Source organism: Kribbella sp. NBC_00662, assembly GCF_041430295.1.
Classification (GTDB): Bacteria; Actinomycetota; Actinomycetes; order Propionibacteriales; family Kribbellaceae; genus Kribbella.
The window spans coordinates 6,382,028-6,408,445 of the sequence record NZ_CP109029.1 but is presented as its reverse complement, the minus strand read 5'-3'; the positions used below and the strand labels follow the sequence as shown (position 1 = coordinate 6,408,445).

25 protein-coding genes are annotated in these 26,418 nt (G+C 68.5%); 10 read left to right on the top strand and 15 right to left on the bottom strand.

Annotation, left to right across the window (positions count from 1 at the left end; all coding sequences use genetic code 11):
* The 4 genes from OHA10_RS31750 to OHA10_RS31735 all read right to left on the bottom strand — a co-directional run bounded on the left by OHA10_RS31750 (nucleotide 1) and on the right by OHA10_RS31735 (nucleotide 3,221).
* Entirely contained in the window at nucleotides 1–912 is a 912-nt protein-coding gene (locus OHA10_RS31750; protein WP_371402444.1) for a hypothetical protein, read from the bottom strand.
* Nucleotides 913–1,035: 123 nt separating this feature from the next.
* On the bottom strand, nucleotides 1,036–2,190 hold the full coding sequence (locus OHA10_RS31745) for a GDSL-type esterase/lipase family protein (RefSeq protein ID WP_371402443.1): 1,155 nt from the start codon (nucleotides 2,188–2,190) through the stop codon (nucleotides 1,036–1,038).
* 1 nt (nucleotide 2,191) lies between these two features.
* A complete protein-coding gene (locus OHA10_RS31740) occupies nucleotides 2,192–2,758 on the bottom strand; it encodes a TetR/AcrR family transcriptional regulator (protein ID WP_371402442.1) in 567 nt (188 codons plus the stop codon).
* Nucleotides 2,759–2,849: 91 nt separating this feature from the next.
* Complete coding sequence (locus tag OHA10_RS31735; protein WP_130448290.1) at nucleotides 2,850–3,221, bottom strand: RNA polymerase-binding protein RbpA; 372 nt, start codon at nucleotides 3,219–3,221, stop codon at nucleotides 2,850–2,852.
* 256 nt (nucleotides 3,222–3,477) lie between these two features.
* Here OHA10_RS31735 and OHA10_RS31730 point away from each other — a divergent pair, with 256 nt between their 5' ends.
* The 4 genes from OHA10_RS31730 to OHA10_RS31715 are packed head-to-tail and all read left to right on the top strand — an operon-like array spanning nucleotide 3,478 to nucleotide 7,396.
* Nucleotides 3,478–4,902, top strand: a complete 1,425-nt coding sequence (locus OHA10_RS31730) for an efflux RND transporter periplasmic adaptor subunit (RefSeq protein ID WP_371402441.1) — start codon at nucleotides 3,478–3,480, stop codon at nucleotides 4,900–4,902.
* Complete coding sequence (locus OHA10_RS31725) at nucleotides 4,892–5,584, top strand: ABC transporter ATP-binding protein (RefSeq protein ID WP_371402440.1); 693 nt, start codon at nucleotides 4,892–4,894, stop codon at nucleotides 5,582–5,584. Before OHA10_RS31730 ends, OHA10_RS31725 begins: the two co-directional genes overlap by 11 nt.
* Nucleotides 5,584–6,816, top strand: coding sequence for an ABC transporter permease (locus OHA10_RS31720; RefSeq protein WP_371402439.1), 1,233 nt, complete (start codon nucleotides 5,584–5,586; stop codon nucleotides 6,814–6,816). The genes OHA10_RS31725 and OHA10_RS31720 overlap by 1 nt, the downstream gene beginning before the upstream one ends.
* Before the next feature lie 10 nt (nucleotides 6,817–6,826).
* A complete protein-coding gene (locus OHA10_RS31715) occupies nucleotides 6,827–7,396 on the top strand; it encodes a hypothetical protein (protein WP_371402438.1) in 570 nt (189 codons plus the stop codon).
* Between the two features lie 68 nt (nucleotides 7,397–7,464).
* Here the strand turns inward: OHA10_RS31715 and OHA10_RS31710 are convergent, their stop codons facing one another.
* Complete coding sequence (locus OHA10_RS31710) at nucleotides 7,465–8,223, bottom strand: class I SAM-dependent methyltransferase (protein WP_371402437.1); 759 nt, start codon at nucleotides 8,221–8,223, stop codon at nucleotides 7,465–7,467.
* Nucleotides 8,224–8,312: 89 nt separating this feature from the next.
* On the opposite strand from OHA10_RS31710, the gene OHA10_RS31705 reads away from it, so the two are divergent.
* Nucleotides 8,313–8,885 (top strand): TetR/AcrR family transcriptional regulator, encoded by a 573-nt coding sequence (locus OHA10_RS31705; RefSeq protein WP_371402436.1) that lies wholly within the window; start codon nucleotides 8,313–8,315, stop codon nucleotides 8,883–8,885.
* On the opposite strand, the gene OHA10_RS31700 is transcribed toward OHA10_RS31705, so the two are convergent.
* Both OHA10_RS31700 and OHA10_RS31695 read right to left on the bottom strand, forming a co-directional pair.
* Nucleotides 8,882–10,255 (bottom strand): MFS transporter, encoded by a 1,374-nt coding sequence (locus tag OHA10_RS31700; protein ID WP_371402435.1) that lies wholly within the window; start codon nucleotides 10,253–10,255, stop codon nucleotides 8,882–8,884. The two genes, OHA10_RS31705 and OHA10_RS31700, sit on opposite strands and share 4 nt — an antisense overlap.
* A gap of 64 nt (nucleotides 10,256–10,319) precedes the next feature.
* Complete coding sequence (locus tag OHA10_RS31695; protein WP_371402434.1) at nucleotides 10,320–11,072, bottom strand: glycerophosphodiester phosphodiesterase; 753 nt, start codon at nucleotides 11,070–11,072, stop codon at nucleotides 10,320–10,322.
* A 26-nt stretch (nucleotides 11,073–11,098) separates the two neighbouring features.
* Between OHA10_RS31695 and OHA10_RS31690 the strand changes: the two genes are divergently transcribed.
* Nucleotides 11,099–12,232 carry an aminotransferase class V-fold PLP-dependent enzyme gene (locus OHA10_RS31690; protein WP_371402433.1) on the top strand — a complete coding sequence of 378 codons (1,134 nt, stop codon included), beginning with the start codon at nucleotides 11,099–11,101 and terminating at the stop codon, nucleotides 12,230–12,232.
* Nucleotides 12,229–12,858, top strand: coding sequence for a class I SAM-dependent methyltransferase (locus OHA10_RS31685; RefSeq protein ID WP_371402432.1), 630 nt, complete (start codon nucleotides 12,229–12,231; stop codon nucleotides 12,856–12,858). Before OHA10_RS31690 ends, OHA10_RS31685 begins: the two co-directional genes overlap by 4 nt.
* Here the strand turns inward: OHA10_RS31685 and OHA10_RS31680 are convergent.
* The 4 genes from OHA10_RS31680 to OHA10_RS31665 all read right to left on the bottom strand — a co-directional run bounded on the left by OHA10_RS31680 (nucleotide 12,848) and on the right by OHA10_RS31665 (nucleotide 18,922).
* A complete protein-coding gene (locus OHA10_RS31680) occupies nucleotides 12,848–13,699 on the bottom strand; it encodes a carbohydrate ABC transporter permease (RefSeq protein WP_371402431.1) in 852 nt (283 codons plus the stop codon). The two genes, OHA10_RS31685 and OHA10_RS31680, sit on opposite strands and share 11 nt — an antisense overlap.
* Complete coding sequence (locus OHA10_RS31675; RefSeq protein ID WP_371402430.1) at nucleotides 13,696–14,622, bottom strand: carbohydrate ABC transporter permease; 927 nt, start codon at nucleotides 14,620–14,622, stop codon at nucleotides 13,696–13,698. The genes OHA10_RS31680 and OHA10_RS31675 overlap by 4 nt, the downstream gene beginning before the upstream one ends.
* Nucleotides 14,623–14,746: 124 nt before the next feature.
* Nucleotides 14,747–16,075 (bottom strand): ABC transporter substrate-binding protein, encoded by a 1,329-nt coding sequence (locus tag OHA10_RS31670; protein ID WP_371402429.1) that lies wholly within the window; start codon nucleotides 16,073–16,075, stop codon nucleotides 14,747–14,749.
* A gap of 57 nt (nucleotides 16,076–16,132) precedes the next feature.
* Nucleotides 16,133–18,922: a family 78 glycoside hydrolase catalytic domain gene (locus OHA10_RS31665; protein WP_371402428.1), complete on the bottom strand. Its 2,790-nt coding sequence runs from the start codon at nucleotides 18,920–18,922 to the stop codon at nucleotides 16,133–16,135.
* A gap of 179 nt (nucleotides 18,923–19,101) precedes the next feature.
* Between OHA10_RS31665 and OHA10_RS31660 the strand changes: the two genes are divergently transcribed.
* Nucleotides 19,102–19,998, top strand: a complete 897-nt coding sequence (locus OHA10_RS31660; protein ID WP_371402427.1) for a helix-turn-helix domain-containing protein — start codon at nucleotides 19,102–19,104, stop codon at nucleotides 19,996–19,998.
* Here OHA10_RS31660 and OHA10_RS31655 read toward each other — a convergent pair.
* Nucleotides 19,964–20,668 (bottom strand): TetR/AcrR family transcriptional regulator, encoded by a 705-nt coding sequence (locus OHA10_RS31655; RefSeq protein WP_371402425.1) that lies wholly within the window; start codon nucleotides 20,666–20,668, stop codon nucleotides 19,964–19,966. The genes OHA10_RS31660 and OHA10_RS31655 overlap by 35 nt on opposite strands.
* A 95-nt stretch (nucleotides 20,669–20,763) precedes the next feature.
* Here OHA10_RS31655 and OHA10_RS31650 point away from each other — a divergent pair, with 95 nt between their 5' ends.
* Complete coding sequence (locus OHA10_RS31650; protein ID WP_371402424.1) at nucleotides 20,764–21,948, top strand: FAD-dependent monooxygenase; 1,185 nt, start codon at nucleotides 20,764–20,766, stop codon at nucleotides 21,946–21,948.
* Here OHA10_RS31650 and OHA10_RS31645 read toward each other — a convergent pair.
* Both OHA10_RS31645 and OHA10_RS31640 read right to left on the bottom strand, forming a co-directional pair.
* Nucleotides 21,919–22,374 (bottom strand): PGPGW domain-containing protein, encoded by a 456-nt coding sequence (locus OHA10_RS31645; RefSeq protein WP_371402423.1) that lies wholly within the window; start codon nucleotides 22,372–22,374, stop codon nucleotides 21,919–21,921. The genes OHA10_RS31650 and OHA10_RS31645 overlap by 30 nt on opposite strands.
* A gap of 20 nt (nucleotides 22,375–22,394) precedes the next feature.
* Nucleotides 22,395–24,518, bottom strand: coding sequence for a peptidoglycan DD-metalloendopeptidase family protein (locus OHA10_RS31640; RefSeq protein WP_371402422.1), 2,124 nt, complete (start codon nucleotides 24,516–24,518; stop codon nucleotides 22,395–22,397).
* 86 nt (nucleotides 24,519–24,604) lie between these two features.
* On the opposite strand from OHA10_RS31640, the gene lpdA reads away from it, so the two are divergent.
* Nucleotides 24,605–26,002, top strand: a complete 1,398-nt coding sequence (gene lpdA, locus OHA10_RS31635) for a dihydrolipoyl dehydrogenase (RefSeq protein ID WP_371402421.1) — start codon at nucleotides 24,605–24,607, stop codon at nucleotides 26,000–26,002.
* Between the two features lie 51 nt (nucleotides 26,003–26,053).
* Here lpdA and OHA10_RS31630 read toward each other — a convergent pair whose 3' ends face one another.
* A complete protein-coding gene (locus OHA10_RS31630) occupies nucleotides 26,054–26,395 on the bottom strand; it encodes a cupin domain-containing protein (protein ID WP_371402420.1) in 342 nt (113 codons plus the stop codon).
* Nucleotides 26,396–26,418: the final 23 nt, after the last annotated feature.

The window sequence follows — 26,418 nt, the reverse complement described above, 5'->3', positions numbered from 1 at the left end:
CTAGCCGAACGTGAAGACGAAGGCCTCGGCGCCGGCCCGGTCGAACCTGATCTCGAGCGTCCGGTCGTCGATCGCGCCGTGCTGGCGGACGAGTTGGTACAGGCGACCGTCGCGCAGTACGCCGGTGCCGTCCTCGTCCACGTCGACGCCGTGCGCGCGGCCCGGCGGCTCGCCGTCGAGCAGTACCTGGAACCCGATCGGCTCCGATCCACGCGTGGACAGCACGAGGTGCGCGTCCCGCGCGTGGAACCGGAACGCGATGCTGCCGCCCGGCTCATCGAGTACGACGAACTCGGGCTGGGCGGTCCATCCGCCGGTCAGGGCCCACTGGTTGAGTCGCAGCCGATCGCCAGGCCCGGCGGCCGGTTGGTCGCCGCGCGAGTAGCCGAGATAGGTCTCGGGGGTGCGGAGCTGCTCCCAGTCGGCCTCGGCCTCGATCCCCACCCCGGTGGCGCCGACCGGTTCGCGGTCGACCGCGAGCAGTTGCTGGATGAGCCGCTCCGACCGTGCGTACCGTCCCTCGCCGAAGTGGTGGTCGCGGATCGTGCCGTCCGCGGCGACGAAGTACAGCGCGGGCCAGTAATGGTTGGCGAACGCGTTCCAGACCGCGTAGTCGTTGTCGAGGGCAACCGGGTAGCCGATACCTCGCTCCTTGGTTGCCCGCGCGACGAGCCCCGCGTCGTGCTCGATGCCGAACTCGGGCGTGTGTACGCCGATCACCACGAGCCCGTCGTCGGCGTATGCCTCCGCCCAGGCCCGGATGTACGGCGCGGTGCGCAGCCAGTTGATGCAGGTCAACGTCCAGAAGTCGACGAAGACGACATGGTCCCGCAGGTCGGCGGGGCCGGGTGGCTCGGAGTTGAGCCACCCGGTCGCCCCGCCGAACGACGGCATGTGGAGATACCGGGACATGACGCCCCTCCTTCGGCAGGCTCTCTGTGAGCACCACTCTGCGCCCTTCGACCGCCCGCGCGCACCGGTCGAACACCCTGGCGTTGCCAGTACCCCTGAACTCCAGGGACCAGTGAGTCGGGTCTAGCTCGTGAAGGGACCCTTGGATTCGAAGGCGTGGTGTGCGAAGCGGTCGGCGATGAGTTGGTGGGTGGGGCCGTCGGGGTGGAGATCGTCGAGGAGGGGATGGGCGGCGTTGTCCGTCTCGCCGTACAGCTCGCGGCCGTCGAGGTAGTGGAGGTTGGGGTCGGAGGCGGCGCGTCGGGCGACGATGCGAGCGAGTTCCGCGCGGATGACGGAGAGCGTCAGCTTGCCCGCGGGGATCTCCGCGGGGTCGCCGGTGGCGACGAAGCGGAGCTCGCCGGCGGCCAGGGCGGAGAGGTCCCAGCTGGTGGGGCCGGGGGTCTCCTCGTGGATCGGGCAGAGGATGGGGGAGACGACCAGCAGCGGTGTGTCGGGGTGGCCGTCCCGGATGGTGTCGAGGAAGCCGTGGACGGCGGGCGTGAACGAGCGGAGCCGGAGGCCGTCCGAGTTCACGATGTTGATGCCGAGCTTCAGGCTGATCAGGTCGGCGGGCGTGTCCCGGATCGTCCGGGCGATGAACGGCTGCAGGTACGCGCTGCCGCCGTACCCCAGGTTGAGCAGCTCGACCCCGGCCCGGGCCGAGGCGAGGGCCGGCCAGGTGCCGGTCGGATGGGTGGCGTTCGAGCCGTGGCTGATCGAGCTGCCATGGTGGAGCCAGACGCGACCCGAGGGCGGGACCGGTTCGACCGCGGCATCGGTGCGCAGGGCAACGAGTTGGGTTGTCTCGTCGTGCGGCAGCCAGATCTCGACCGTCTTCGCGGCCGCGGGCAGGCCGGTGATGCTCAGGGTCTGGGTCTCACCCTGGCGGGTCTCGGTGGCGCCGGTCATCAGGTCGATGGCGATGACGTCGCCGCCGGCCGCGGTGAGCTGGATGAAGAGCTCGCCGTCGACGAGTACGTCGTACACGCCGTCCGGGCGCGGGGGAGCGCCGGTGTAGTCACGTTTCGTCGGGAGCGTCTCGAGCTCGATGACCGTCGCTCGGGTCGAGAAGACCAGGCGGACCCCGGACGGTTGGGACTCGACCATCGTCATCTGGGCGTCGTCGTACTGCGTGCGCGCCCAAGCGGGCAGGCGGTGTGGCAGGACGCCGCGGTCGGTGGGCTCGAGCTCGAGCGCACCGCGGACCAGGTCGAAGGTGATGGGGGTGGTGATCATGTCAGCTCCAGCTGCGGAGGAGGGTGTCGAGGGCGTCGATGATGCGCGGCCAGCTGTCGTCGGAGCTCGGCCGGCTGAAGGCGAAAGAGCCTGCGGACTCGAGCGTGATGTAGCCGTGGATCGTGCTGCCGAGCAGGCGTACGGCGTCTGTCTGGGCGGGCTCGTCCAGCTCGTATCCGCGGAGGACCGCCCGCGTGAGCTCCGAATGCCGTCTCCCGGCTTCAACGAGCTCAGGAGCCGCTGTCCCAGGCAGGAAGCGGGTGGCGGCGTAGCGGCCCGGGTGGGCGCGGGCGTAGTCGCGGTAGACGTTGGCCAGAGCGGACAGGGCGTCACGGCCGGCCCGACCCGCGACAGCGTCGGCAGCTTGGTCCGCGAGCTCGGTGAGGGCGACCGTCGTGATCCGCGCCTTCAGGTCGGCGGAGCTGCGCACGTGGGAGTAGAGGCTGGCGACCTGTACGCCGAACTGGCGGGCCAGAGCGGACACGGTGACCTGCTCGAAGCCGACCTCGTCGGCGAGCTCGGCGCCCGCCTGTGCCAGCCGCGCGCCGGTCAACCCCGCTCTTGCCATAACTCATTATGGAATTACCTAAAGGCTTTAGGCAAATCCGGGCAGAAAGAAACCCTCACCGCGCCGTTGCGGTGAGGGTTCTCACATGGGGTCAGGCCGTGCGCTTGGTCCGGTGCAGGTGCGCCGGGCCGATCTCGCCCTTGCGGAGCAACTCGACCCGCTCGGCCAGCAGCTCCTCGAGTTCCGAGATGCTCCGGCGCTCGCGCAGCATGTCCCAGTGCGTACGGGCCGGCTTCTCCTGCTTCGGCTCCGGCTTCTCGCCGGTGGACCGGGCGGCCTCGCTGCCGCAGTGCGGGCACTCCCAGACCGCGGGCACCTCGGCGTCGTGCGCCATGGTGACCTCGACCACGTGGCCGCGGGGGCAGTCGTACGTGATCATCTGGCGGGGAGCGAACTCAACACCACGGTCATCCTCGAAGCTGACCCCACCCAGCCCCGAACCACGCAGTACGCGATTAGACATGTCAAACCTCCGAGATCGTCATCCGTGCCAACGGTCGGCCGGCCCGGATCATTCCCATTTTGGCATGTCCGAGCCATATGTACGCACCTGACGGCCCGGGTTCACGCTGTCGTGACCGGCTGTCGTCGGGTGTTCACAGATCACGGTGTGTCGCGAACCGCACGACGTACGACGCACCGAATCGATATCTGGTTCACAGCCTGTTGCCAGGAATCGAGGATCTCCTCCTCAGCATCTCTCCCTACCGTCTGCTTCCATGGTGCTACCCCGCCACAAGATCCGTGGCCTCAGTTTCGTGAACGTGGCGCTGGTCGCCATCGTGCTCGTCATCGCCCTCACGGCCTACTTCCTGTTCTTCAAGAAGGACCCGCCGGCCGCGAGCGCGACCCGGCCGACGGTGGCGGTCCAGCGCGGTGACGTGACCGCGAGCGTCAGCTCCAGTGGCACCCTGCAGAGCTCCCAGACGGCGTCGCCACAGTTCGAGACCTCGGGCACCGTGACGCAGATCCTGGTGAAGGTCGGTCAGGTCGTGGCCAAGGGCGCCGCGATCGCGAAGATCGACCCGTCCGACGCCAACCGCCAGCTCGTGATCGCCCAGCAGAACCAGATCGCCGCCGAGAACTCGGTGAGCGCGGCCGACGAGACGCTCAGCGACGCCGAGGACGCCCTCGACGCTGCCGAGGAGGCATCCGCCTCCCCGTCGCCGACCCCGACCGCGACGAACGGTCAACAGCAACAGCAGCAGTCCCAGTCTCAGTCCCAGTCTCAAGGTCAGGGTCAGGGTCAGAGCCCGCAAGTTGCCGTCAGCAACGCCGAGGCGAGCCTGGCGAAGGCCAAGGCGGACAAGGAGCAGGCCGACCAGAACGTCGAGGCGGCCCAGGCTGCCGTCGACGCCACCACACTGAAGGCGCCGATCGCCGGGACCATCACGGCGATCAACGGAGCGATCGGCTCGGTGACCGGAGGATCCAGCTCGGGTTCAGGCAGCGGCTCCGGCGGTAGCAGCGGCCAAGGCTCAACCTCAGGTCAAGGTTCAGCCCCGAGCAGCGCGAGTACCTCGACCTCGGGCACCGGCTTCGTCGACATCGCCGACCTCAAGGCCCTCCAGGTGATCGCCGCGTTCGCCGAGGCGGACGCGATCAAGATCAAGGCCGGCCAGTCCGCGACCGTGACCCTGAACGCCGAACCCGGTACGACGCTCACCGCGTCGCTGGCCTCCGTCTCGCCGACGCCGACCACGACCAACGGCGTCGTCTCCTACTCGGCGACCTTCAGCCTCGCCAAGCTCCCCGCGAACGCCCGCATGGGGCAGACCGCGAACGTCACGGTCCAGACCGCGAAGGCGACCAACGCCCTCTACGTCCCGAGTACGGCGATCGCCACGAGCGGCTCGACGTACACCGTGACGATGGCTGACGGCAGTGGGACGCGCGAGGTGAAGGTCGGCGTCCGCGGGGACAGCTTCACGCAGATCACGTCCGGCCTGAACGAAGGCGATCAGATCGACCTGCTGCAGGGCGCGATCGGCGGCACCGGCACCCAGAACGGCCAGGGCCGGCAGGGGCAGGGCGGCACCGGTCAGTTCCCGGCCGGCTTCGGCGGCGGCGGTGGCGGCGGTGCAGGCTTCGGCGGTGGCGGGGCTGGTGGCGGGGCTGGTGGCGGTGGCTTCCGTGGCCGCTGACGCCCTGATCGACATCCGGGACGTCACCAAGACGTACGGCCACGGCGAGACCGCGGTACACGCACTCCAGGGTGTGTCGTTGCGCGTCGACGCCGGCGAGTACGTCGCTGTGATGGGCTCCTCCGGATCCGGCAAGTCCACGCTGATGAACATCCTCGGCTGTCTCGACGTACCGTCGCGCGGCGAGTACTGGCTGGACGGCAGCAACGTGGCCCGGCTGAGCGAGGACCAGCAGGCGCTCGTCCGCGGCCGCAAGATCGGGTTCATCTTCCAGTCGTTCAACCTGATCCCGCGGACCAGCGCGCTCGCGAACGTCGAGTTGCCGCTGACCTACGCACACCTGCGCCGGGCCGAACGCCGCCGGCGCGCGAACCGCGCGCTCGAACTCGTCGGTCTCGCGGACCGCACCGGCCACCGGCCGAACCAGCTGTCCGGCGGTCAGCAGCAGCGGGTCGCGATCGCGCGTGCGCTGGCGACCGGTCCGCGGATCCTGCTCGCCGACGAACCGACCGGAAACCTGGACGCGCACTCGACCGACGAGGTGCTCGGGATGTTCGACGGTCTGCACGCCGACGGCCGGACGATCATCGTGATCACCCACGAGCACGACGTCGCCGCTCGCGCCCGGCGACTGGTACAGGTCGCCGACGGCCGGATCGTCTCCGACGAGGTGACGCGCTGATGTCACCACGCGACCTGCTGGGGGCCGCACTCCGCGGCCTCACGGCGAACAAGCTCAGGTCCCTGCTCACCGTCCTCGGCGTGTCGATCGGGGTCGGCGCGGTCATCGTCCTGGTTGCTGTCGGCAACGGCTCCGGAAAGGCCGTGCAGGCCCGGCTCGAGGCGATGGGCACGAACCTGCTGACGGTCTCCACGACCGGTGGCGGTGGCGGCTTCCAGCGCGGACAGGCCGGACCGGCGTCGCAGCAGTACAGCCTCACCCTCGACGATGCGGCCGCGTTGGCCGACGCGCGGCTCGCGCCCGATGTCTCGTCGGTCGCTCCGGTGATGACGAGCAGCGGGGCCACGGCGACCAACGGCGACACCAGCTACACCGTGAACCAGGTGATCGGTACGACGCCGCAATACATGCCGGCCACCAACACGCCGGTCGGGATCGGGGCGTCGTTCACCCAGGCGGACGTCGACACCTCGCAGCGGGTGATCCTGCTCGGGCAGACGACCGCGACCGAGCTGTTCACCCGGCCCGCGAGCGCGGTCGGGCAGACGATCAAGCTCGGCGCCGTCGACTTCGTCGTCCGGGGCGTGCTGGCCAGCAAGGACAGCACCGGGTTCAACGACCCGAACGCGACCGCGATCGTGCCGATCAGCACGCTCCGCGCCACGCAGGCCGGGTACGGCGCACTCAACCAGATCGTCGTACAGGCCAAGGCCACCGATCGGGTCGACACCGCGCAGGCCGAGGTCACGCAGCTGCTGACCGCTCGCCACCAGGTGCCGGCGAATCAGACGTCGCCGTTCCGGATCACGAACTCGGCGCAGATCCTGCAGACGAGCCAGGACACGGCCGCGACGTTCACCGCCCTGCTGGCGACGGTCGCCGCGATCAGCCTGGTCGTCGGCGGGATCGGCGTCACCAACATCATGCTGGTCACGGTCACCGAGCGGACCCGCGAGATCGGTATCCGCAAGGCGCTCGGGGCGCGGCGGCGGACGATCCTCGGGCAGTTCCTGATCGAGGCGACGCTGCTGAGCCTGCTCGGCGGCGCGGTCGGTGTCGGGGTCGCGTTGATCGTCACCCGCTTCCAGCTGGCCGGTGTGCAGCCGGTGCTGGTGCCGTCGTCGATCGGGCTCGCGCTCGGCGTGTCCGCGGCGGTCGGCCTGTTCTTCGGCAGCATGCCGGCGCACCGAGCCGCCGGACTCCGTCCCATCGATGCACTACGACATGAGTGAGAGGCCTTCCATGAGTAACCAGACGCCCGACGAGTTCGCCCAGATCGGGTCCGACGAGGAGGTCGACGCGGCGCTCAAGCCGAAGAAGACTCTCAACCTGCCGCTCGCGACGGCGATCCTGGCCGGCGTCGTCGTACTCGCCGTCGGTCTTGCCGGCGGGGCCGGGCTGCATGCGGCGTTCGCTTCCGACAGCTCGTCGAACCAGCCGCAGGCGGGGCGCGGCGCCGGCGGGTACGGCGGGTACGGCGGGTTCCGGGGGCAGAACGGCGGCGGAGGGACCGGCCAGGGGCAGCGGCAGTTCCCCGGCGGCGGTCCGGGCGGCGGAACCGTCGGCACCGTGGTGTCGGCGAACAGTTCTGAGCTGGTCGTGAAGACGCAGTCGGGCAACGTGACGGTGAAGCTGACGGGCGACACGACGTACGAGATCACCTCGAAGGGCACTGCCGCGGATCTGAAGGCCGGCGAGCAGGTGGTCGTGACCGGTCAGAACGCGAACGGGACCGTGACCGCGCAGACCGTGCGACAGGGTGCGTTCGGCGGGGGCTTCCGGAACCCGGGGGCGACGCCGTCGTCGCGCTGATCCGCTCGAGCTGATCCACCTCAGGTCCGTGCGCCCGGCCAGCACCCCGGCCGGGCGCACGTCTGTTCTCAGCTGCGGGTGGCGGTGAGGGCGACGGCGGTGGAGTCGAGGGTGAAGCTGCCGCCCGCGGCGTCGATGGCGGCTCCGGTGCGGTCGAGCACCTCGTCGAGTTTGCCGGCGTCGGCGAGCGGTTTGGCCATGCCGCTGGTGCGGAGCTGGTCGAGCCACTCGTCGCGGGTGTAGTGACAGCTCCAGGGGTACGTCGGGCGCTCGAGGTCGGTGAACGCGCCGGTCGCGGTGAGGCTGTCGGCGGTTCGGTCGAGGAAGTGCTCGTAGGCGCCGAGCGGTGCGGCGGCGACCTGAGAGTTGACCGGGCTGTCTGGCAGGACCTCACGGTGGACGGCTGCGAAGGCGGCGCCGAGGTCGGGTGGCGGTTGGAGGACATACCAGAAGGCGGCGAAGCAGCCGCCTGGTCGGAGTACGTCAGCTGCTTTGGCGGCGCCGACGGTCGGGTCGATCCAGTGCCAGGTCATGCCGGCGACGAGCGCGTCGAAGGTGCGACCGGCCGGCTCCCAGGACTCGAACGCCGAAACCTCGACCTCGACTCCGGTACTGCGGGCGAACGCTGCCATCCGCTCATCCACCTCCACGCCAACCACCCGGCAACCAGCAGCCCGGAACTGCCGCGCGGCGATCCCCGTCCCACACCCGACATCGAGCACCGCCGACCCGGGCGCAGAGGAGATGACCGAATCGATCAAGGCAGACGGATAGCGAGGGCGAGCTCGGTCGTACAGCTCCGCGTCAGTTCCGAACGACTCAGCCATCTCACGATGCTTGTGTGGGTCTCCTGCAGGTAGAGTGGGCATGTGCCCACGGTAGTGGGCGGGTGCCCATTCTTGTCAAGGGAGGGTTTGTGCCGACCGGTGTCGCGATGCGGGATGCGCGGGAGCAGTTGTTCGACGCGGCGGAGCGGGTGCTGCTGCGGGACGGCCCGGAGGCGCTGACCAGTCGGGCGGTGACGACGGAGGCGGGGTGTGCGAAGGGCGTGCTGCACAAGCACTTCACCGACTTCGACGGCTTCCTGGCCGAGCTGGTCCTGGACCGGATCCGTCGCCTCGACGACCAGGCCGAGGTCCTGCTGAAGGCCGCCGGGCAAGGCTCGGTCGTCGACAACCTGACGACGATGCTCACCGATCTGTTCGGCTCGGTAGCGGTCGCGATCGTCAGCTTGACGATCTCGCGCGACGGCCTACGCGCACGTCTGCGGGAGGCCGTGCCGACCGGCGTACCGATCCTGAGCGAGGCAGGTCGGGTGGTCATGGACTACCTGAAAGCGGAACAGACCTACGGACGCATCCCCGCGGACCGAGACCTGAACGCGCTCGGGCTGACCCTGATCGGCTCCACCCACCTGCTCTTCGCCGACCGCACCGGTGTCCGCCCCACGACCGACGAAGTACGAGCCTTCGTCGCTTCCGTGGTCTAAACGATGCTCGGCTGCGCGTTCCCGGCCTCGGTGATGCCGCGGCGCATGTCGACGCGGACCAGCAGCACGAGCCCGACCACGAAGAACAAACCGAGCGCCACGATCGCCGGCCGATAAGACCCGGTGATCTGATGCACCAGCCCGAACACCAGCGTGCCCAGCCACGACGTACCGCGCTCGCCCGCCTGATACAGCGAGAAGTACTCCGCCTCCCGCCCCTTCGGGATCAGCTGGCTGAACGCGGACCGCGACAGCGCCTGCGTCCCGCCGAGCACGATCCCGATCGCGGCGCCCATCGCGAGGAACGGCACGATCTGGTGCGCCGGCAGCAGGAACCCGGCGATCACGATCAGCATCCAGATCACCAGCCCGCCGGTGATGGTGCGATGAGCGCCGTACCGCGCCGCCACCCGGCCGAACACGATCGCGCCGAAGAACGCCACGAACTGCACCATCAGGATCGTCGCGATCAGCACCTGCGTCTCGAACCCGAGCTGCTTCTCGCCGTACGTCGAGGACACCGAGATGACGGTCTGGATGCCGTCGTTGAAGAACAGGTACGCGATCAGGAACAGCATCGTCATCGGATAGCTGCGCAGATGCTTGAGCGTCGCCCCCAGCTGACCGAAGCTCTGCCGCACCAGGCTGCCACTACGGACCTGTACGACGCTCACCGGCGGCCGGTCCCGTAGCCGGAGGAACGGGAAGAACGTGAACAGCCCCCACCACAACCCAGCACTCAACAGACTGAGCCGGACCGCCGTTCCTTGACTCATCCCCAGGGCGTCGTGCGCGGTGACGACGGCCAGGTTGACCAGGAGCAGGATGAAGCCGCCGGCGTACCCGAAGGCCCATGCGCGGGACGAGACCGAGTCGCGCTGGTCGGGCGGGGCGATGTCGATCAGGATCGAGTCGTAGACGACCAACGACGAGCCCAGGCAGAGATTGCCGATGAACAGCAGCAGCGCACCGAGCGCCCAGCGACCGCCGCCGACGAACACCATGCAGCAGGCCGCCAGTGCGCCGGCCCACGCGAACGCGCACATCAGGAGCTTCTTGCGGGCCATCCGGTCCGCGATCGCGCCGACCACCGGCAGGAACAGCGCCGACACCAGGGTCGCCACGGTCACGACGTAGAACGCCAGCGATCCGGGGGAGATGCCCAGCCCCAGTACGTCGAGGTTGGTGCGGCACGGGTGGTCGGTCGTCCCGGAGTACCCGCAGGCGGCCTGTTCCGCGACCGACGTCAGGTACGGCGCGAACAGGACGGTGCCGACCGTGGTGACGTAGCCGGAGTTCGCCCAGTCGTACAGGCTGAACCCCCAGTACTCACGCTTGTCCACACCGGCCGGGGCGGAGAGAAGTCCCATGCGCGGAAGTGTGTCAGGTTCCGGGGACGTTGCGGCGTACCGCCGGATAACACTTCAACTCCACTCAGCTCCATTGTCCCCGGTCCATCAGTACGTCGCGCAGCAGGTCGGTCCGGTCGGTGATGATGCCGTCGACCCCGGCGTCGAGCAGCTCCCGCATCTGTGCCGGATCGTCGACCGTCCAGACGTGCACTTGCTTGCCCCTGGCATGCGCTCGTTTGATCAGCCCGGGCGTCAGCACCTTCAACGGCCCGTACGCCTGCGGGATCTGCAGACACGCCCCGGCCGCCGGCAGCCCGAACGGCAGGAACCGGATCAGCAGGATCTCGAACTCGCCGTACCCGGTGCACAGCCGCGGACCGAGCAGCTTGCGGATCCGGCGTACCCGGGACTGGGAGAACGACGAGACGCAGACCCGGTCGATCGCGCCGGCGGCCTTCAGTACGGCTGCCGCCGGCTCCAGACCGCCCTCGGCCTTGATGTCCAGGTTGAACCGGATGTCCGGGAACTGCTCGAGCAGCTCGTCCAGCCGGGGGATCGGCTCGTGGCCGTTGATCTTGGCCTTGCTGACCTCGGACCACGGCAGCTCGGCGATCACTCCGGTGCGGTCGGTGACCCGGTCGAGCTTGTCGTCGTGGAACGCGATCACCACGCCGTCGCTGGTCGCGTGCAGGTCGGTCTCGAGGTAGGTGTACCCGAGGTCGACCGCGTGCTGGAACGCGTGCAGCGAGTTCTCGTAGCCGATGTTGTCCGGGTGTTTCGCGCCGCCTCGATGAGCCATCGCGATCGGGCCGTCATGGTCGAGGTAGGGGTACACGAGGGGAAGTATGTACCGTTTGGGTGGTGACGGTACTCAGCCCCCGCCCCGACCTGTGGACCCTCGACCCCGGCGTCCTCCACCTCAACCACGGCTCGTACGGCGCCGTGCCGCGCCGGACCCAGGAGGTGATGGCCGCCCTCCGGATGGAGATGGATGCCAACCCGATGGTCTGGTTCCGGACCGTCGCCGACCGGCTGACAGCCAGCCGGCTCGCGCTGGCGTCGTTCCTGGAGACCGACCCGTCCGGATTCGCCCTGGTCCCGAACGCGAGCGCCGGCGTCACCGTCGCGCTCGCCACCCTGCCGATCCCGGCAGGCAGCCGGATCGTGCTGACCGACCACACGTACGGCGCGGTGCGGTACGCCGCCGAGCGGTTCGCCAAGGAACACCAGGCCGAGATCGTGATCGTCCACATCCCGCTCGAGGCCGACGACGAGACCGTGGTCTCGCTGATCGCGGACCGGCTCGACAACGCCTCCGTGCTGATCGTCGACCAGATCACCTCCGGTACGGCGAAGGTGCTGCCGGTGGAGGCCCTGGTCGAGGCAGCGCACGCGCACGGCGTACCGATCGTGATCGACGGCGCGCATGCCCCTGCTCTGATCGACGCCCCGGCTCCCGTCGGCGCCGACTTCTGGACCGGCAACTTCCACAAGTGGCCGGCCGCACCGCGGGCGACCGCCGGGCTGGTGGTCGCGGAACAGTGGCGCACGGCAACGATGCCGCTGATCGTCTCGTGGTCGGAGTACGACGAGCGGATGCCGGAGCGCTTCGACATGCAGGGCACGTACGACTACGTGCCGTGGATCGCCGCGCCCGAGTCGCTCAACGTGCTCGCCGACCTGGACTGGCCGACCCGGCGCCCGCAGCTGACCACGCTGGTCGAGGAGGGCGCACGGGTGCTGGCCAAGTCGCTGGGGACCGGTATCGCCGAGGTCGTCCACCCGCCGACGACGATGCGGCTGGTCGAGCTGCCGTCTTCGGTCGACCTGTCCGGCGGCGATGCGCTGAAGATGCGGATCTCGCGTGAGCTGAAGGCCGAGATCACCTTCACCGGCTTCGAGGAGCGCAAGTTCATCCGGTTGTCGGCGCATGGGTACAACTCGCTCGCGGACTACCAGAAACTGTCGGAGGGACTTCGTACAGTCCTCGGGTGAACGACATCCAAGGGTCTTACAACGCCGCCGCCGCCGACTACCACGCGATCCTGCGGGACTACCACCACGCGGATCCGTTCGAGCGCGGTGCGCTCGACTACTTCGCGCGGCTGGTCGAGCCTGGCCCGGTCGGGGATCTCGGTTGCGGGACCGGGCGGATAACGTCGTACCTGGCCGGGCTCGGTCTGGATGTGTTCGGGATCGACCTCACGCCGGGGATGATCGAGGTGGCGCGCCGGGAGTACCCCGAGCTGCGGTTCGAGGTCGGGTCGCTGTTCGACCTCGACCTGAAGGACGGTGAGCTCGCCGGCGCGCTCGCGTGGTATTCGCTCGTGCACACGCCGCGCGAGGACCTGCCGGCGGTGTTCGCGGAGCTGTACCGCGTGCTGCAGCCCGGCGGCTACCTCGTGCACGGCTTCAAGGTCGGCGGCGGCAGCCGGCATCTGAGCAACGCCTACGGTCACGACCTCGACCTGGAGGTCTACAGCTACGACCCCACGGACGTGGCCGGGCTGCTCGCCGGCGCCGGGTTCGCCGAGGTGGCGACCCTGACGCGCGCGGCGATGCCCGGCGAGAAGGACAAGGCGCAGGCGGCGCACATCGTCCGTAAACCGGCTACCCCTTGATCGCTCCGGAAGTCAGTCCGGCGACGATCTGGCGGTTGAAGAACAGGAACATGATCAACGGCGGGATCGTGATCAGCAGGATGTCCATGAACAGCAGGTTGTACTGCGTCGTGAACTGACTCGAGAAGTTGTACAAGGTCAGCTGCACGGTGGCGTTCTGGTCACCGGGCAGGAAGTACAACGGGTTCACGAAGTCGTTGAACACGTTGACCGACTGCACCACCACGACCGTGACGATCACGGATCTGAGCAACGGGAACACGACCTGGAAGAACAACCGCAACGGCCCGGCGCCGTCGATGATCGCCGCCTCGTCCAGCTCCCGCGGGATCGTCGCGACGAACGCGCGGAACAGCAGGATGCAGAACGACAGCCCGTAGGCGATCTCGATCAGGATCAACCCCGGCATCGTCTTGAACATGCCGAGCTTCTGCAGCACCCAGATCGTCGGTACGACGGCCGGCGGGATGATCAGCCCGGCCAGCACCAGGAAGTTGATGAACCCGTTCCACCGGCTCTTGCGGCGCTGCAGCACGAACCCGGCCATGGCCGCGAGCACCACCATCCCGGTGACGCTGGCCACGGTCAGGATCGTGCTGTTGATGAACGCGATCACCAGCATGTAGTCGCGGGCCTCGACCACCTCGATGAAGTTCTGCACGAAGCGGAACTGGTGCGGCCAGGAGAAGCTCAGGTCGGCCGACTGGGTCCGGTCCTTCACCGCGGTCAGCACGATGAACGCGAACGGGATCACGAACACGACGATCGAGACGATGATCGCGACCGCGCTCAGCACCCACTTGCGACCCGGGCGGTGGTTGACGAGTTCCGCCGTACTCACAGGTCCACCTCCTTGCGGTTCAGGAACCAGGACAGCGGCAGGATGATCGCTGTGACGGTGATGAACAGCACCACGTTGCCCGCGGTCGACAGGCCGTAGAACCCGGCCTGGTACTGCTTGTAGATCACCGACGCGATCACGTCCGAGGTGAACCCGGGTCCGCCGCGGGTCATCGCCCAGATCAGGTCGAAGGACCGCAGCCCGCCGATCAGCGACAGGATGATGACCGTGACGGTGGCCGGCCGGGACAGCGGCAGCACGATCCGCCGGAACTGCTGCCACGACCCGGCGCCGTCGACCCGGGCGGCCTCGATGTACTCACGGGGGATCGAGACGATCCCCGCGATGTAGATCAGTGTCGCGAGACCGACGCCCTTCCACACGTCGACCGCGGCCACCGAGAGCAGCGCCCACTTCGGGTCGGTCAGCCAGCCGGGACCGTTGATCCCGAGCAGCCCGAGCGACTCGTTGATCAGGCCCTTCTCCGGGTTCATCAGCACGGTGAACGTCAGCCCGACACCGATCGTGGAGACCAGCACCGGGAAGAACACCACCGACCGGAGGTAGCCGCGGGCAACGATCTGGGACGTCAGCAGGACCGCGAGCAGCAGCCCGAGCACCACCTTCGACCCGGACGTGACAACGGCGTAGATGAGGGTGTTGGTGAAGCCCTTGACCAGCGCGGGCTCCTGGAAGAACAGCTTGAAGTTGTCCAGCCCGATGAACTTCGACTCGAACAGACTCCACCGGGTCAGGCTGAAGTAGAGCGAGGCGAACGTCGGGACCAGGAACAGCACGCCGTAGATGACGGCGGTCGGCAGGTAGAACCAGTTCGAGTACGGACGGTAGACCTTGCTCCCGGCCGCCGAAGCGGCCGGTCGCGCCTTGCTGCGTTCACGTGGTTTCACCGAGGTGACGGTCATGGGGCCTCCCGTCCTGGACTGAGGAGCGCAGGGAGCGGAGCGACCGGAGCGACGAGGGAAGGACGGGAGTTACAGCCCCATGACCCGCCGCGACGGAGTCGTGGCATCAATACAGCCACCGACCTCACCAACCTGCCAGGCCGAGCTGCTGTGCCTGCTTCTTCACGTCTTCGTCGTACCGCGCGGCGCCGTCCTTCGCCTTGCGGATACCGGAGCCCACCTCGACCGTGATCTGCTCGAGCGACGGGCCCTTGACCGGCGACAGGAACTCCAGCGCCAGGCTCGACCCGTCAGGCTTGTCGAGGTACGGCTGCATGTCCTTGATCGCCTGCGGTACGTCGTTGCCGAGCGTGCAGCCCTTGACGGCGTACGGACCGGTCGGTGCGCCGGCGGTGTTCTGCGAGGCGCAGCCGTCCGGGCTGGCGACGAAGGCGAGGAACTTCTTCGCCGCGTCGAGCTTGTCGCCGGTCGTGGTCTTCGGGATGTACAGGCCGCCCGGCGTCCACAGCGTCAGGCCGTTCTTGCTCGCGTCGTCACCAGGCAACGCGAACAGGCCGACGGTCTTGGCGGCGTCCGGGTAGGTGGCGACCATGTTCGCGACCACGCCGGACAGGATCGGGTAGTGCGCACCCTTGCCGGTGGCAAGCATCTTCAGGCCGTCCGGCAGCTTCGCCGAGGCGAAGTCCTTGTTCTCGTAACCGGCGTCGTGCACTGCCTCGGTGTGCTCGAACCCCTTGAGCGCGGCCGGTGAGGTGGCGTACTTCGCCTTGTTCGCGGTGTAGTCGTCGGCGAACGACGGCTCGGCCGCGGCGACGTTGTGGAAGTCCCCGAGGACGAACAGCTGCGACGTCCAGGTCTCGCCGTACGTCTGGATCACCGGGGCGACGCCGGGGTCGTTCGCCTTGATCTTGGCGTTGTTGGCCATGAACTCGGCCCAGGTCTTGGGGATCTTCAGACCGAGCTTGGTGTAGACCGGGATGCTGTAGAGCACCGCGCCGCCCATGAAGCCGCCGACGGGTACGCCGTACACCTGGCCGTCGGCGGTCACGGTCTTCTTGAAGTTGTCGTCGAGATTGCCGATGTACGGCTGGTCGCTGATCGACACCAGGTTCTTCTGCGGGGCGATCGCCTGGAACAGCGACCCGGTGTTGTAGCCGAAGACGTCGGGCATGTCGCCGGTGGACAGCCGGGTCTTGACGATGTTGTCGCCCTCCGTGCCGGCCGGCCGGGTCTCCGTCTTGATCGTGATACCGGGGTTCTTCGCGGTGAAGTCCTTGATCAGCTGGTTGGCCTCCTTCACGTCCTGATCCTGGTTGCCGATCAGGTACGTGATCTCGACCGAGTTGCTGCCGGAGTCACTGCTGGATCCGAGACTGCCCGCGCTGCACGCGGAAAGCACCAGCGAACTGACGGCGAGAAGCGCCAGTCCGCTAGCTCCTGGGCGGAACCTCATCTTGACCTCCAAAAGGATGTTGTTCAAAGCAGCGGGGCGGTGTCGGGTTGGCTTGGACTAGTGGTTCAGCAGTGCTTCGAGCTTGGCCTTCAGGGCCTCTGCGCTCGGGGAGAATCCACGGGGGCTGATCGCGTCGACCAGTCCGGTGGCCGGCTGGTCGAGGTACCGCTCGAGGCGGGCGGCCAGTTGGGCGTCGTCCGCGACGATCCCGCCTTCGACGGCCGCGGTCGCGAGTTCGGTCCAGGTGGGTTCGTGGTCCATCAGTTGCCGGATCGTGGCGTCCGCGGCCAGTTCGGGCCGCTCGGCGTACGGGTCGTCGGCGGTCCACTCGTGGGTACCGTGCTCGACCTCGACGACACCCTGCCCGGGTACGTCGACCCTCGCGCGGGACCCGACCGGCACGGTCACCGACAGCGTGACCCGGCCGTCGGCGCGGGCCCACGCGACCGACGCCTCGCCGTACGGCGTGAGGTGCCGGGCGGACGCGTTCGTGAGCTGCTCGGTGAGGAGCGGCCGTACGTCGATCGTGCGGTAACCGGGCTCGGCGGCCGCGAGGCCGGCGACCCGGCGGTGCATCCAGTCGGCGACCGCGCCGAGGGCGTAGTGGTTGAACGACGTCATCTCACCGGGGTTGATGCTGCCGTCGGGCAGCATGCTGTCCCAGCGTTCCCAGACTGTCGTGGCTCCCATCGTCACTGCGTACAGCCAAGAGGGGCAGCCTGTCTGTAGCAGAAGGCGGTACGCCAGGTCAGGATGTCCGGAATCGGCCAGTGCGTCAGCCATCAGCGGCGTACCGACGAATCCGGTGCTGATCCGGAAGCCCGACGTACGGACCAGGTCGGCGAGACGTTCGCCGGCCCGCTGCCGCTGGGTCTCCGTCGGCAGCAGCGCCCACTGGAGGGCGAGTGCGTAGGTAGTTGCCGCGTCGCTCAATACCCGGCCGCCGTCGGTCGCGTACTCGGTCGCGAACGCCTGCCGGACGCGCGCCGCCAGGTCGGTGTATTCCTGGGCCAGGTCGGCGTGGCCGAGGAGCTCCGCCGCCTTTCCGACCACCTCCGCCGAGCGGGCCAGGTGCGCGGTCGCGACCACGTCGGGATCCGCCTTGGCGGCGAAGGCGTTCTCCGGGGGTGCGGTCGGGTCGAGCCAATCGCCGAACTGGAAGCCGCCGGACCAGAGCAGGTCGCTGCCGGCCAGGTCGGTCATCTTGTCCACCCAGGCCCGCATGCTCGGCAACTGCCGGGCGAGCAGACCGGCGTCGCCGCTGCGCTCGTAGACCACCCAGGGGACGATCGTTGCCGCGTCACCCCATGCGGCCGTCGCCGGGCTCTCGTTCCGGAGCACGTCCGGTACGACGTAGGGCACTGAGCCGTCCTTCTGCTGCTCTGCCGCCAGGTCGGCCAGCCAGTTCGTCAGGAAGCCGGCCGTGTCGAACAGGAAGCTCGCACTGGGGGAGAAGACCTGGATGTCGCCGGTCCACCCGAGTCGCTCGTCCCGCTGCGGGCAGTCGGTCGGTACGTCGACGAAGTTGCCGCGCATGCCCCACACCACGTTCTGGTGGAACTGGTTGAGCAGCTCGTTCGACGACTCGAACCAACCGGTCCGCTGCAGGTCGGAGCCGATGACGACGGCTTCGAGGTCCTCCTTCGCGAGCGCGTCCACGCCGGTGACTTCGGCGTACCGGAAGCCGTGGAAGGTGAGCGGGGAGTCGAGCACGACCTCGTCGGGTCCGGCGAGGAAGTAGGTGTCGGTCGCCTTGGCGGTGCGAAGCGGACGGACGCCTAGCTCGCCGTTCTCGAGGACCTCCGCGTGACGTACGACGATCTCGTCGCCCTCGGCCCCGCCGCGGACCTTCAGCCGGACTCGACCGACCAGGTTCTGCCCGAAGTCGACGAGCGTCTTGCCGGACGGCGAGGTGATGATCTCGACCGCGGGCAGTACGTCGGTGATCCGGACCGGCGGCCCGTCGGGGGCGACGAGCAGGTTCAGGTCGGCGTCGAGTACGTCGACGGGAGCCGGCTCGCCGGGCTGCTTACGAAGGTCCGTGGTCTGGCCGTCGTACAGGTCGTCGGCGAGGACGTTGCTCTCCCGCGAGGTCCAGGTGCCGTCGCTGCCGAAGGTGTGCACCTGGCCGTCGTCGGTGGTGACCTCGAGCTGCGCGAGTACGGCGAGCCGCTCGCCGTACAGCTGCTTCTGGTCCTGGAAGCCGATCCGGCCGCGGTACCAGGCGTTACCGACGAGGATCTCGAGCTTGTTCTCACCAGGTCGGACAAGCTCGGTCACGTCGTAGGTCTGGTAGCGCAGCCGGTACTGGTACGCCGTCCAGCCGGGCGCCAGCTCCTCGGTGCCGACGCGCTCCCCGTTGAGCTCGGGGATGTAGATCCCGTACGCGGTCGCGTAGAGGCGAGCCTTGACGATGCCTTCCGGCAGGTCCGTGACACCGGCGATCAGGGGAGCGGGGGAGCCGTGCGGGTTCTCCCGCGGGCTGACGAACCGCGCGGTCCAGTCGTCCGAGGTGAGCAGACCGGCCTCGACGGTCGCGGGCTCACTCCACTCACTCCAGTCGTCGTTACCGCGGACGCGGACCCGGACCTGCGCGGACTCGCGCGAGCCGAGTGGGTCGGCCGGCCAGGGCACCAGGACCTGGTCGGGCGACTGGACCGTGAACGCCTGGGTCGTGCCGGTCGTGATCTCGAGCTCGTACGCCGTCTGCGCGTAGCCGGCGTCCGCGGCCGGGACCTGCCAGGAGATCCGGGGCGTCGCGGTGCCGATGCCCAGCACGGTGCCGGACTCCGGGGAAGCTGATCGATGCTCGAAGCGAAGGGCGGTGGGTGCGGCGAGGTTCGACATGAGGCTCCAACTCGCGAGTGAAACGATTCATTGGGTGCGCTGACAAAACGCCGCGATCTCGGTTGATTGTCGGCGGGACGTTTCGCCTGTTCCCCGATCCTGTGCCCGGCAGTCGCCGGCGAGTAGCCCGAAGTGCACTCGGTCTAGCACGATCTGCACCTTGGCTCGTATCGTGAACCATGACCGACGAGCCCGTGAGGACCCGTGGAACGGTGCTGCACTTCGTCGAAGGGACGGTCGTGCACGCCGGTCCACACCTGCACGAAAAGTCCCATCCGCTGCACACGCACAGCTTCTTCGAACTGCTGCTCGTCACCGGCGGTGAAGGCATCCACCACAGCCTCGCCGGACGGCAGAAACTCCGGGCCGGCGACGCGATCCTGCTGCGTCCCGGCGTCTGGCACGAGTACGTCGACTGCACTGCGCTCGAGGTCTACAACTGCTGCTTCTCGGCCGATCTGGTCCGCCGCGAACTGGCCTGGGCGCGCGAGGATCCCTTGCTGGGTTACCTGTTGTGGACCGGGCCGTTCTCCGGCCAGCGGCGGGGAATGCTCGCCACGCACCTGGACCCGGACACAATGACGGAGGCCGTCGGACACCTCGACGGACTTCGCCAGCTTCGCAACCAGCCACTCAGTCGCAACCGCGCCGAGATCATCGGCTGGCTGTCGCTGTACCTGAGTTGCGTCGCGCGGACCGTGGCCGACCGCGACGAGCGAAGCGAGCACGCGCATCCCGCCGTACTCGACGCGATGCGGTTGATGGAGGCCGACCCGGCGCGGCACTGGACGCTGACCGATCTGGCCGGCGAACTGCATCTCGCGCCCGGGTATCTGGTCCGATTGTTCAAGTCGGTGACCGGGCTGCCGCCGATGGCGTACCTGTCGCGTCATCGCGTCGAGCTCGCGGCCGACCAGTTGCTGCACACGGACCTGCCGATCAGCCGGATCGGGGAGTCCGTCGGCTGGCCGGACCAGAACTACTTCGCCCGCCGGTTCAAGTCGCACTACGGGCTGTCCGCGTCGGCCTATCGGCAACGTTTCAATGCCGTGAAGTCGACACTTTCCTACCGCTGATCAGCAGCTCGAGACCGTCCAGGATCCGCTGCAGACCGAACTCCAGCCCCTGGTTCTCGCTGCCGGCCGCCGTCCGCATGGCCGCCGTCAGGTAGGGGAAGCGGTCAGCCTCGGTGCGGAGGATCTCGGCCAGCGACTGCTGCATGTCCTCCTCGGTGAGACCGATGGTGTGCCCGGGGAACGTCGTCGACTGCTGGGCGATGTTGCGGACGTGGCTGGTGATGACCAGGATCGAGTCCAGCTGCTCGCCGCCGGTCAGGCCGGTGCCGCTCAGCGCCGCGATACCGCGCTCGATCCAGGTGAGCTCGTTCGGTCCGAGCAGGCGGCGGCCGACGGTCGACAGCAGCAGCCACGGGTGGCGCAGGAAACCGTCGTACAGGTCCATGGTCCAGGTGTGGAGCGCCTCGCGCCACGGTAGTTCGGGGCGGTCCGGCGGGGCGCCCATGGCCAGGTCGCTCATCACCGCGACCAGTTCGGTCTTGCCAGGGACGTACCGGTAGAGCGCCATCTTCGTCACCGGCAGCTCGCCGGCGATCCGCTGCATCGAGACCGCGTCCAGGCCCTCCGCGTCGGCGATCCGGATGCCGACCTCGGCGATCCCGGTCAGCGTCACCGCCGGCTTCGGGCCGCGGCTCGGCGGCGAGGGCTTGCTCCAGAGCAGCTCAGACATCCTTCGATCCTTCTCGAACTGAAACCGGCTTGAACTGTGTCTACCATACACTTTACTGTGTCCGGCAGACACAATTACTCCTGAGGAGGACGACGATGAAGGTTCTGGTATCGGGTGCGAGCGTGGCGGGCCCGTCGGTGGCGCTCTGGCTCGGTCGGGCGGGGCATGACGTGACGGTGGTCGAGATCGCACCGGCGCTGCGCCAGGGCGGGTACGCCGTGGACTTCCGCGGTGAGGTGTTCACGACGGTTCTGGACCGGATGGGCGTGCTGGCCGACCTGCGGTCGCTACAGACCGGCGGCAACGCGATGCGGTTCGTCGACGCGTCTGGTCGCCAGCTGATGCGGTTGCCGGCCGAGTTCGCGGGCGGGGAGTTGGAGGTACTGCGGGCCGACCTGTCGCGGGTGTTGTACGAGCACGGTCGTGAGCACGCGACGTACCGCTTCGGGGACTCGATCGCGAGCCTGGACGAGCACGCCGACGGTGTGGATGTGCGGTTCGAGAGCGGGATCGAGGAGACCTACGACCTGGTCATCGGGGCGGACGGCATGCACTCCGTCGTACGGCGCCTGGCGTGGCCGAAGGAGCGGGTGGTCGAGCGCCATCTGAACTACTACGTGGGCGGCTGGGAGGTCCCGAACACGCTGGGGGTCAGCGGCGACACCCTCATGTACAACGTGCCGGGCAAGCTGGCGAGCGTCGGCGCCGACCGGCGTGACCCGGGGCTGGCGCAGACCCTGTTCGTCTTCAAGTCGAAGGAGCTGACCTACAACCGGCGCGATCTCGACCAGCAGAAGGCGATCCTGCGGGCGCAGTTCACCGGCCTGGGCTGGCACGTGCCGGAGCTGCTCGAAGGGTTGCCGGCAGCAACGGAGTTGTACTTCGACTCGATCAGCCGGGTGAGCGTGGATCGTTGGTCCACCGACCGGATCGTGCTGCTCGGCGACGCGGGGTACGGCGCCACGTTCGGAGCGCTCGGGACGGGGACAGCGGTCGTCGGAGCCTATGTACTGGCGGGGGAGCTGGCGCGCGCCCGGGACTTCAGGGTGGCGTTCGACCGGTACGAGACGCGCCTTCGGAAGTCGGTGTCGACGACCCAGGACGGCAGCCGGGCGGGGTCGTTCATGGCGCCGGCCACCCGGTTCGGGCTGACGGCGCGGAACCGGATCCTGGACATCCCGTTCTTCAACAACCAGATGATCAAGATGGCGCAGAAGATGAGCGAACTCATCGAGCTGCCCGACTACTCGCTACAGGAGGGGAAGTTGGTGCAGGAATGACTCCCAGGAGTCAGGGAACCAGCCCGGAACTCCCAGCACGGCCAGGTAGAGCCAGATCGCGACCAGCACGCAGAGGAACAGCGCGACTGTCCCGAGCGCCTTCAGCCAGGCGGGCTGCTTGCCGGTCCAGGCGGTGAGTGCCTTCACCCAGTCCTTGACCCGGTACAGCAGCCGCTGGGCCCACTCGAACTCGCTGGCCAGCACAGCCAGACCGGCGATGAACAGCGGGATCCCGCCCGGTCCCGGCAGCCAGCCGGTCAGCGGGGCGGCGATGATCAGCAGGCCGCCGAGGACGCCCACGCCGATCCGGTAGAACAGCAGCTTGCGCGGATTCTCACGAATCCTCCGCCGCCACTCCCACCGGTCATCCGCAGCATCCAACGTGATGTTGTGATCGGTGCGGTCGGGACTCTCGTGCTCGGCCACAACGTCAGCCTACCGGGCAGCTACGAACTGGCCGGGTTGCCGAACTCCCAGTGCCACGGTTCCTCGCGGCTGCCGCCCTGCTCGGCCCAGGCCGGGTGGACCCAGCCGTACGTCGCGGCGTGCGACTTCATCCACTCGTACTGGGCGGTGTTGTACTTGTCGATCCCGCCGCACAGGTCGACGGCCACGCCCCAGCCGTGGTTGGAGGTGCCCGGAAGGGCAGCCAGCGACGGCTTGCGCGCATACAGGTCCACCTGGGAGGCGTACGAGCGGTAGGAGTCGGTGATGCACAGCGACTTGCCGAACCGCGCCCGGTAGGCACTCGACAGCTGCAGGTACGCCGCTGAGGCGTCGCAGCGGAGCATGTGCCCGCCGCCGATCCCGCACAGCTTGCTGGCCGGGATCATGCCGTTGCTGTAGCCACCCCAGCCCGTGCTGGCGGAACCGGTCGCCAGGAACGGCATCGGGTTGACCGGATCGCCGCCGAGCCGTACCTCGAAGTGCAGGTGCGGACCGGTGGAGTTGCCTTCGGTGCCGACAGCACCGATCTGCTGCCCCGCGGTCACCTGCTGTCCGTCGGTCACGTCGATGCGGCTCAGGTGTGCGTAGAGCGTCTCGAGCCCGTTGCCGTGGTCGATGCGGACCAGGTTGCCGGCCCAGGCCGGGTGCTCGACCCGGACGACACCGGATGTCACCGCGCGGACCGTCGTACCAACCGGGGCGGGGAAATCCTGGCCGGTGTGGAGTCCGGTCGACCACATCGACCCGGACTGGCCGAACGGCGTGCCGATCTCGTAGGTCCCGTCCGGCAGCGGCCACGTCCAGGCGCCCGAGCCGACGTTGTACGACGTTGCGGTGTTACCGCAGCGGAATGCGTACGCGTCGGACGTCCCTACCGGGGCGACCTGCGGCTTGGCCGGCGCGCCGAGCGTCGGGCGGAGCGCGGCGTAGAGGTTGTCGGGGATGGTGGTGACGACGACCGAGCCCTTCGCCTCGTCGGCGGCGATCATCTCGCCGTTGTCGAGCGCGACGCCGATGTGGACGAGGCCGAGGGACTTGCTGCCCATCACCAGCAGGTCGCCCGGCTGGATCTGGGCGTTGGGCACGGCCTGGTAGTCCGGGTACACCTTGCTGACCAGGTTGGGGAGGGTGGTGTACGGCTGCCAGGCGACGCGGGCCGCGCCGAGGCATCCGTACTTGTCCGGTCCGGTCGCTGCGACGCCGTACGGCTTGCCGACCAGACTGAAGGCCTGGTTGACCGCGCGGATCGTCTCGGCCGACATCACCCGCACGGTGCGGCCGGCGACGGCGGCGGACGCGACACCCGGGACCGGCGTACCCCGGCGGGTCAGCGGTGCGAGCCCGGCGGGGAGCTTGGCAGGGTTCTTGAGGAGGGCGGCTGCCGGGGGAGTGATCTTCGCGGACGTCAGCTCGGTCAGGTAGGTCTGCCAGCGCGCGAGCGCCTGCTGGTTACGGACCTGCTGCAGCTGCTTGGACAGGGCGGAGGCGACGTCGAGGTCCGCAGTCTGGTCCGCCATGGCTGCTGAGGCGTCGGCGGCCTTCTGCTGCACCTGCTTGCTGAGGTCCTGTGCCTTGGCGGCGGCGTCGTTCGCGGCTTGGCGCTTGGCGGTCGCCTCGGCCTTGAGCCGGATCGACTCGGACTCGGCCTCCATCGCCATCCGGTACTGCGAGACCTGGGTGCTACCGAGCTGGGTGATCGCGGTCTGCCGGTCGGCGATCTCCTGGAGGTTCTCCGCGACCGGGGCGAGCGACCAGAGCATCGACTCGGTGCCCATCACGGTCGGGATGCCCAGCTGGTACGCCTGGGCGGTCAGGAGGCCGAGCTGACGGCGCTCCTCGTCGGCCTTGCCTTTGGAGACCGTCGCGGTGGCCTCCGCCTTCTTCGCGGCGGCCTCGGCGGCCTGCGCGTCCTTGAGCGCCTTCGTGTAGGCAATGGTCGCCTTGGCGAAGTCGGCCTGGACGGCGGCGGCCTCGGCCTGGAGCTGCTCGAGGGACCGGTTGACGTCGGTCACGGAGGCGGGTGGCGGGGGCGTGGGGTCGTCGGCGTACGCAGGCAGTGCGACGACTGCCAGCAGCGTGCCGAAAGCCGCCAGTCGCAGCCCCCGACGTCTCCCCAGATCCATCGGTCCCCCATGATTTCGCCTCACGCGCCCACCCAGCCTACCCCGGGAGACGGGTTGTGCTGGGGTGACCTATTAAAGTTCACTGCATGGCCTCGCACTTTGACGTTGTTGTCCTCGGCGCGGGTCCGGGTGGGTACGTCGCGGCGATCCGCGCAGCCCAGCTCGGCCTCAAGACCGCCATCATCGAGAAGAAATACTGGGGCGGTGTCTGCCTGAACGTGGGCTGTATCCCGTCCAAGGCGCTGCTGCGGAACGCCGAGCTGTCGCACATCTTCCGGACGGAGGCGAAGACCTTCGGCATCAGCGGCGAGGTGACCTTCGACTTCCCGACCGCGGTCCAGCGCAGCCGCAAGGTCGCGGACGGCCGGGTCAAGGGCGTCCACTTCCTGATGAAGAAGAACAACATCACCGAGTTCGACGGCTGGGGTTCGTTCACCGACGCCAACACCCTCGACGTGACGCTGAACGACGGCTCGTCGGAGACCGTCACGTTCGACAACTGCATCCTGGCCACCGGCGCGACCACCAAGCTGCTGCCGGGCACCCAGCTGAGCGAGCGCGTGGTGACGTACGAGGAGCAGATCCTCACCGAGGAGCTGCCGGGCTCGATCGTGATCGCCGGCGCCGGCGCGATCGGTGTCGAGTTCGCGTACGTGCTGGCGAACTACGGCGTGAAGGTGACGATCGTCGAGTTCCTCGACCGGGTCGTCCCGCTGGAGGACATCGAGGTCTCCAAGGAGCTCGCCAAGGCGTACAAGAAGCTCGGCGTCGACGTGCTGACCGGCACCCGGGTCGACTCGATCGACGACTCCGGCGACAAGGTCAAGGTCACCGTCACGGGCAAGGACGGCGCCCAGAAGACCCTGGAGGCCGACAAGGTCCTGCAGGCGATCGGCTTCCAGCCGCGGGTCGACGGCTACGGCCTGGACAAGATCGGCGTCCAGCTGACCGAGCGCGGCGCGATCGGCATCGACGGCTTCTGCCGGACCAACGTGCCGAACATCTTCGCGATCGGCGACGTGACCGCGAAGCTGATGCTCGCGCACGCCGCCGAGGCGATGGGTGTGATCGCGGCCGAGACCATCGCCGGGCACGAGACGATGGAGCTCGACTACAAGATGATCCCGCGGGCGACCTTCTGCCAGCCGCAGATCGCCAGCTTCGGGTGGACCGAGGAAGAGGCCCGGCTGGAGGGCTTCGACGTCAAGGTCGCCAAGTTCCCGTTCACCGCGAACGGCAAGGCCCACGGCCTCGGCGACCCGACCGGTTTCGTCAAGGTGATCAGCGACGCCAAGTATGGCGAGCTGCTCGGCGCGCACCTGATCGGCCCCGAGGTGACCGAGCTCCTCCCGGAGCTCACCCTGGCCCAGAAGTGGGACCTCACCACCAAGGAACTGGCCCGCAACGTCCACGCCCACCCGACCCTGAGCGAGGCCCTCCAGGAGGCCTTCCACGGCCTCGAAGGACACATGATCAACTTCTGATCAGCGTTCTCGGATCGGGCGCCGGCGGATTCCTCCGTCGGCGCCCGATGTCTATTCGCTGACGATGTCGACGGAGATCTCGACCGCCGGCACGGTGCCTCGGTTCTCGAGCCAGTGGAGTGTGTTCCGGTCCTCGGGCCAGCCCGGCCCGGGCCCGTAGTCCGTCGTGATCCCGTCGCGATGGTCGGTGATCGTCCCCTCGAGCACGTAGACGGTCCCCGGCCGCCCGACATGATCGTGAACCGGCCCGAACACCCCTCCCGGCGCGATCGTCACCATCCGCATCCGCAGCCGCCGGCCGTCCATCCCGGGAAGCTCAGCTCCCAGATCGACGGTGGCCAGGTCCACCACCGTGACCCCGTTGCTGGCCGGCGCAACCTCTTCACCACTCATACCGCGCTCCTTTCCGGCTGCTC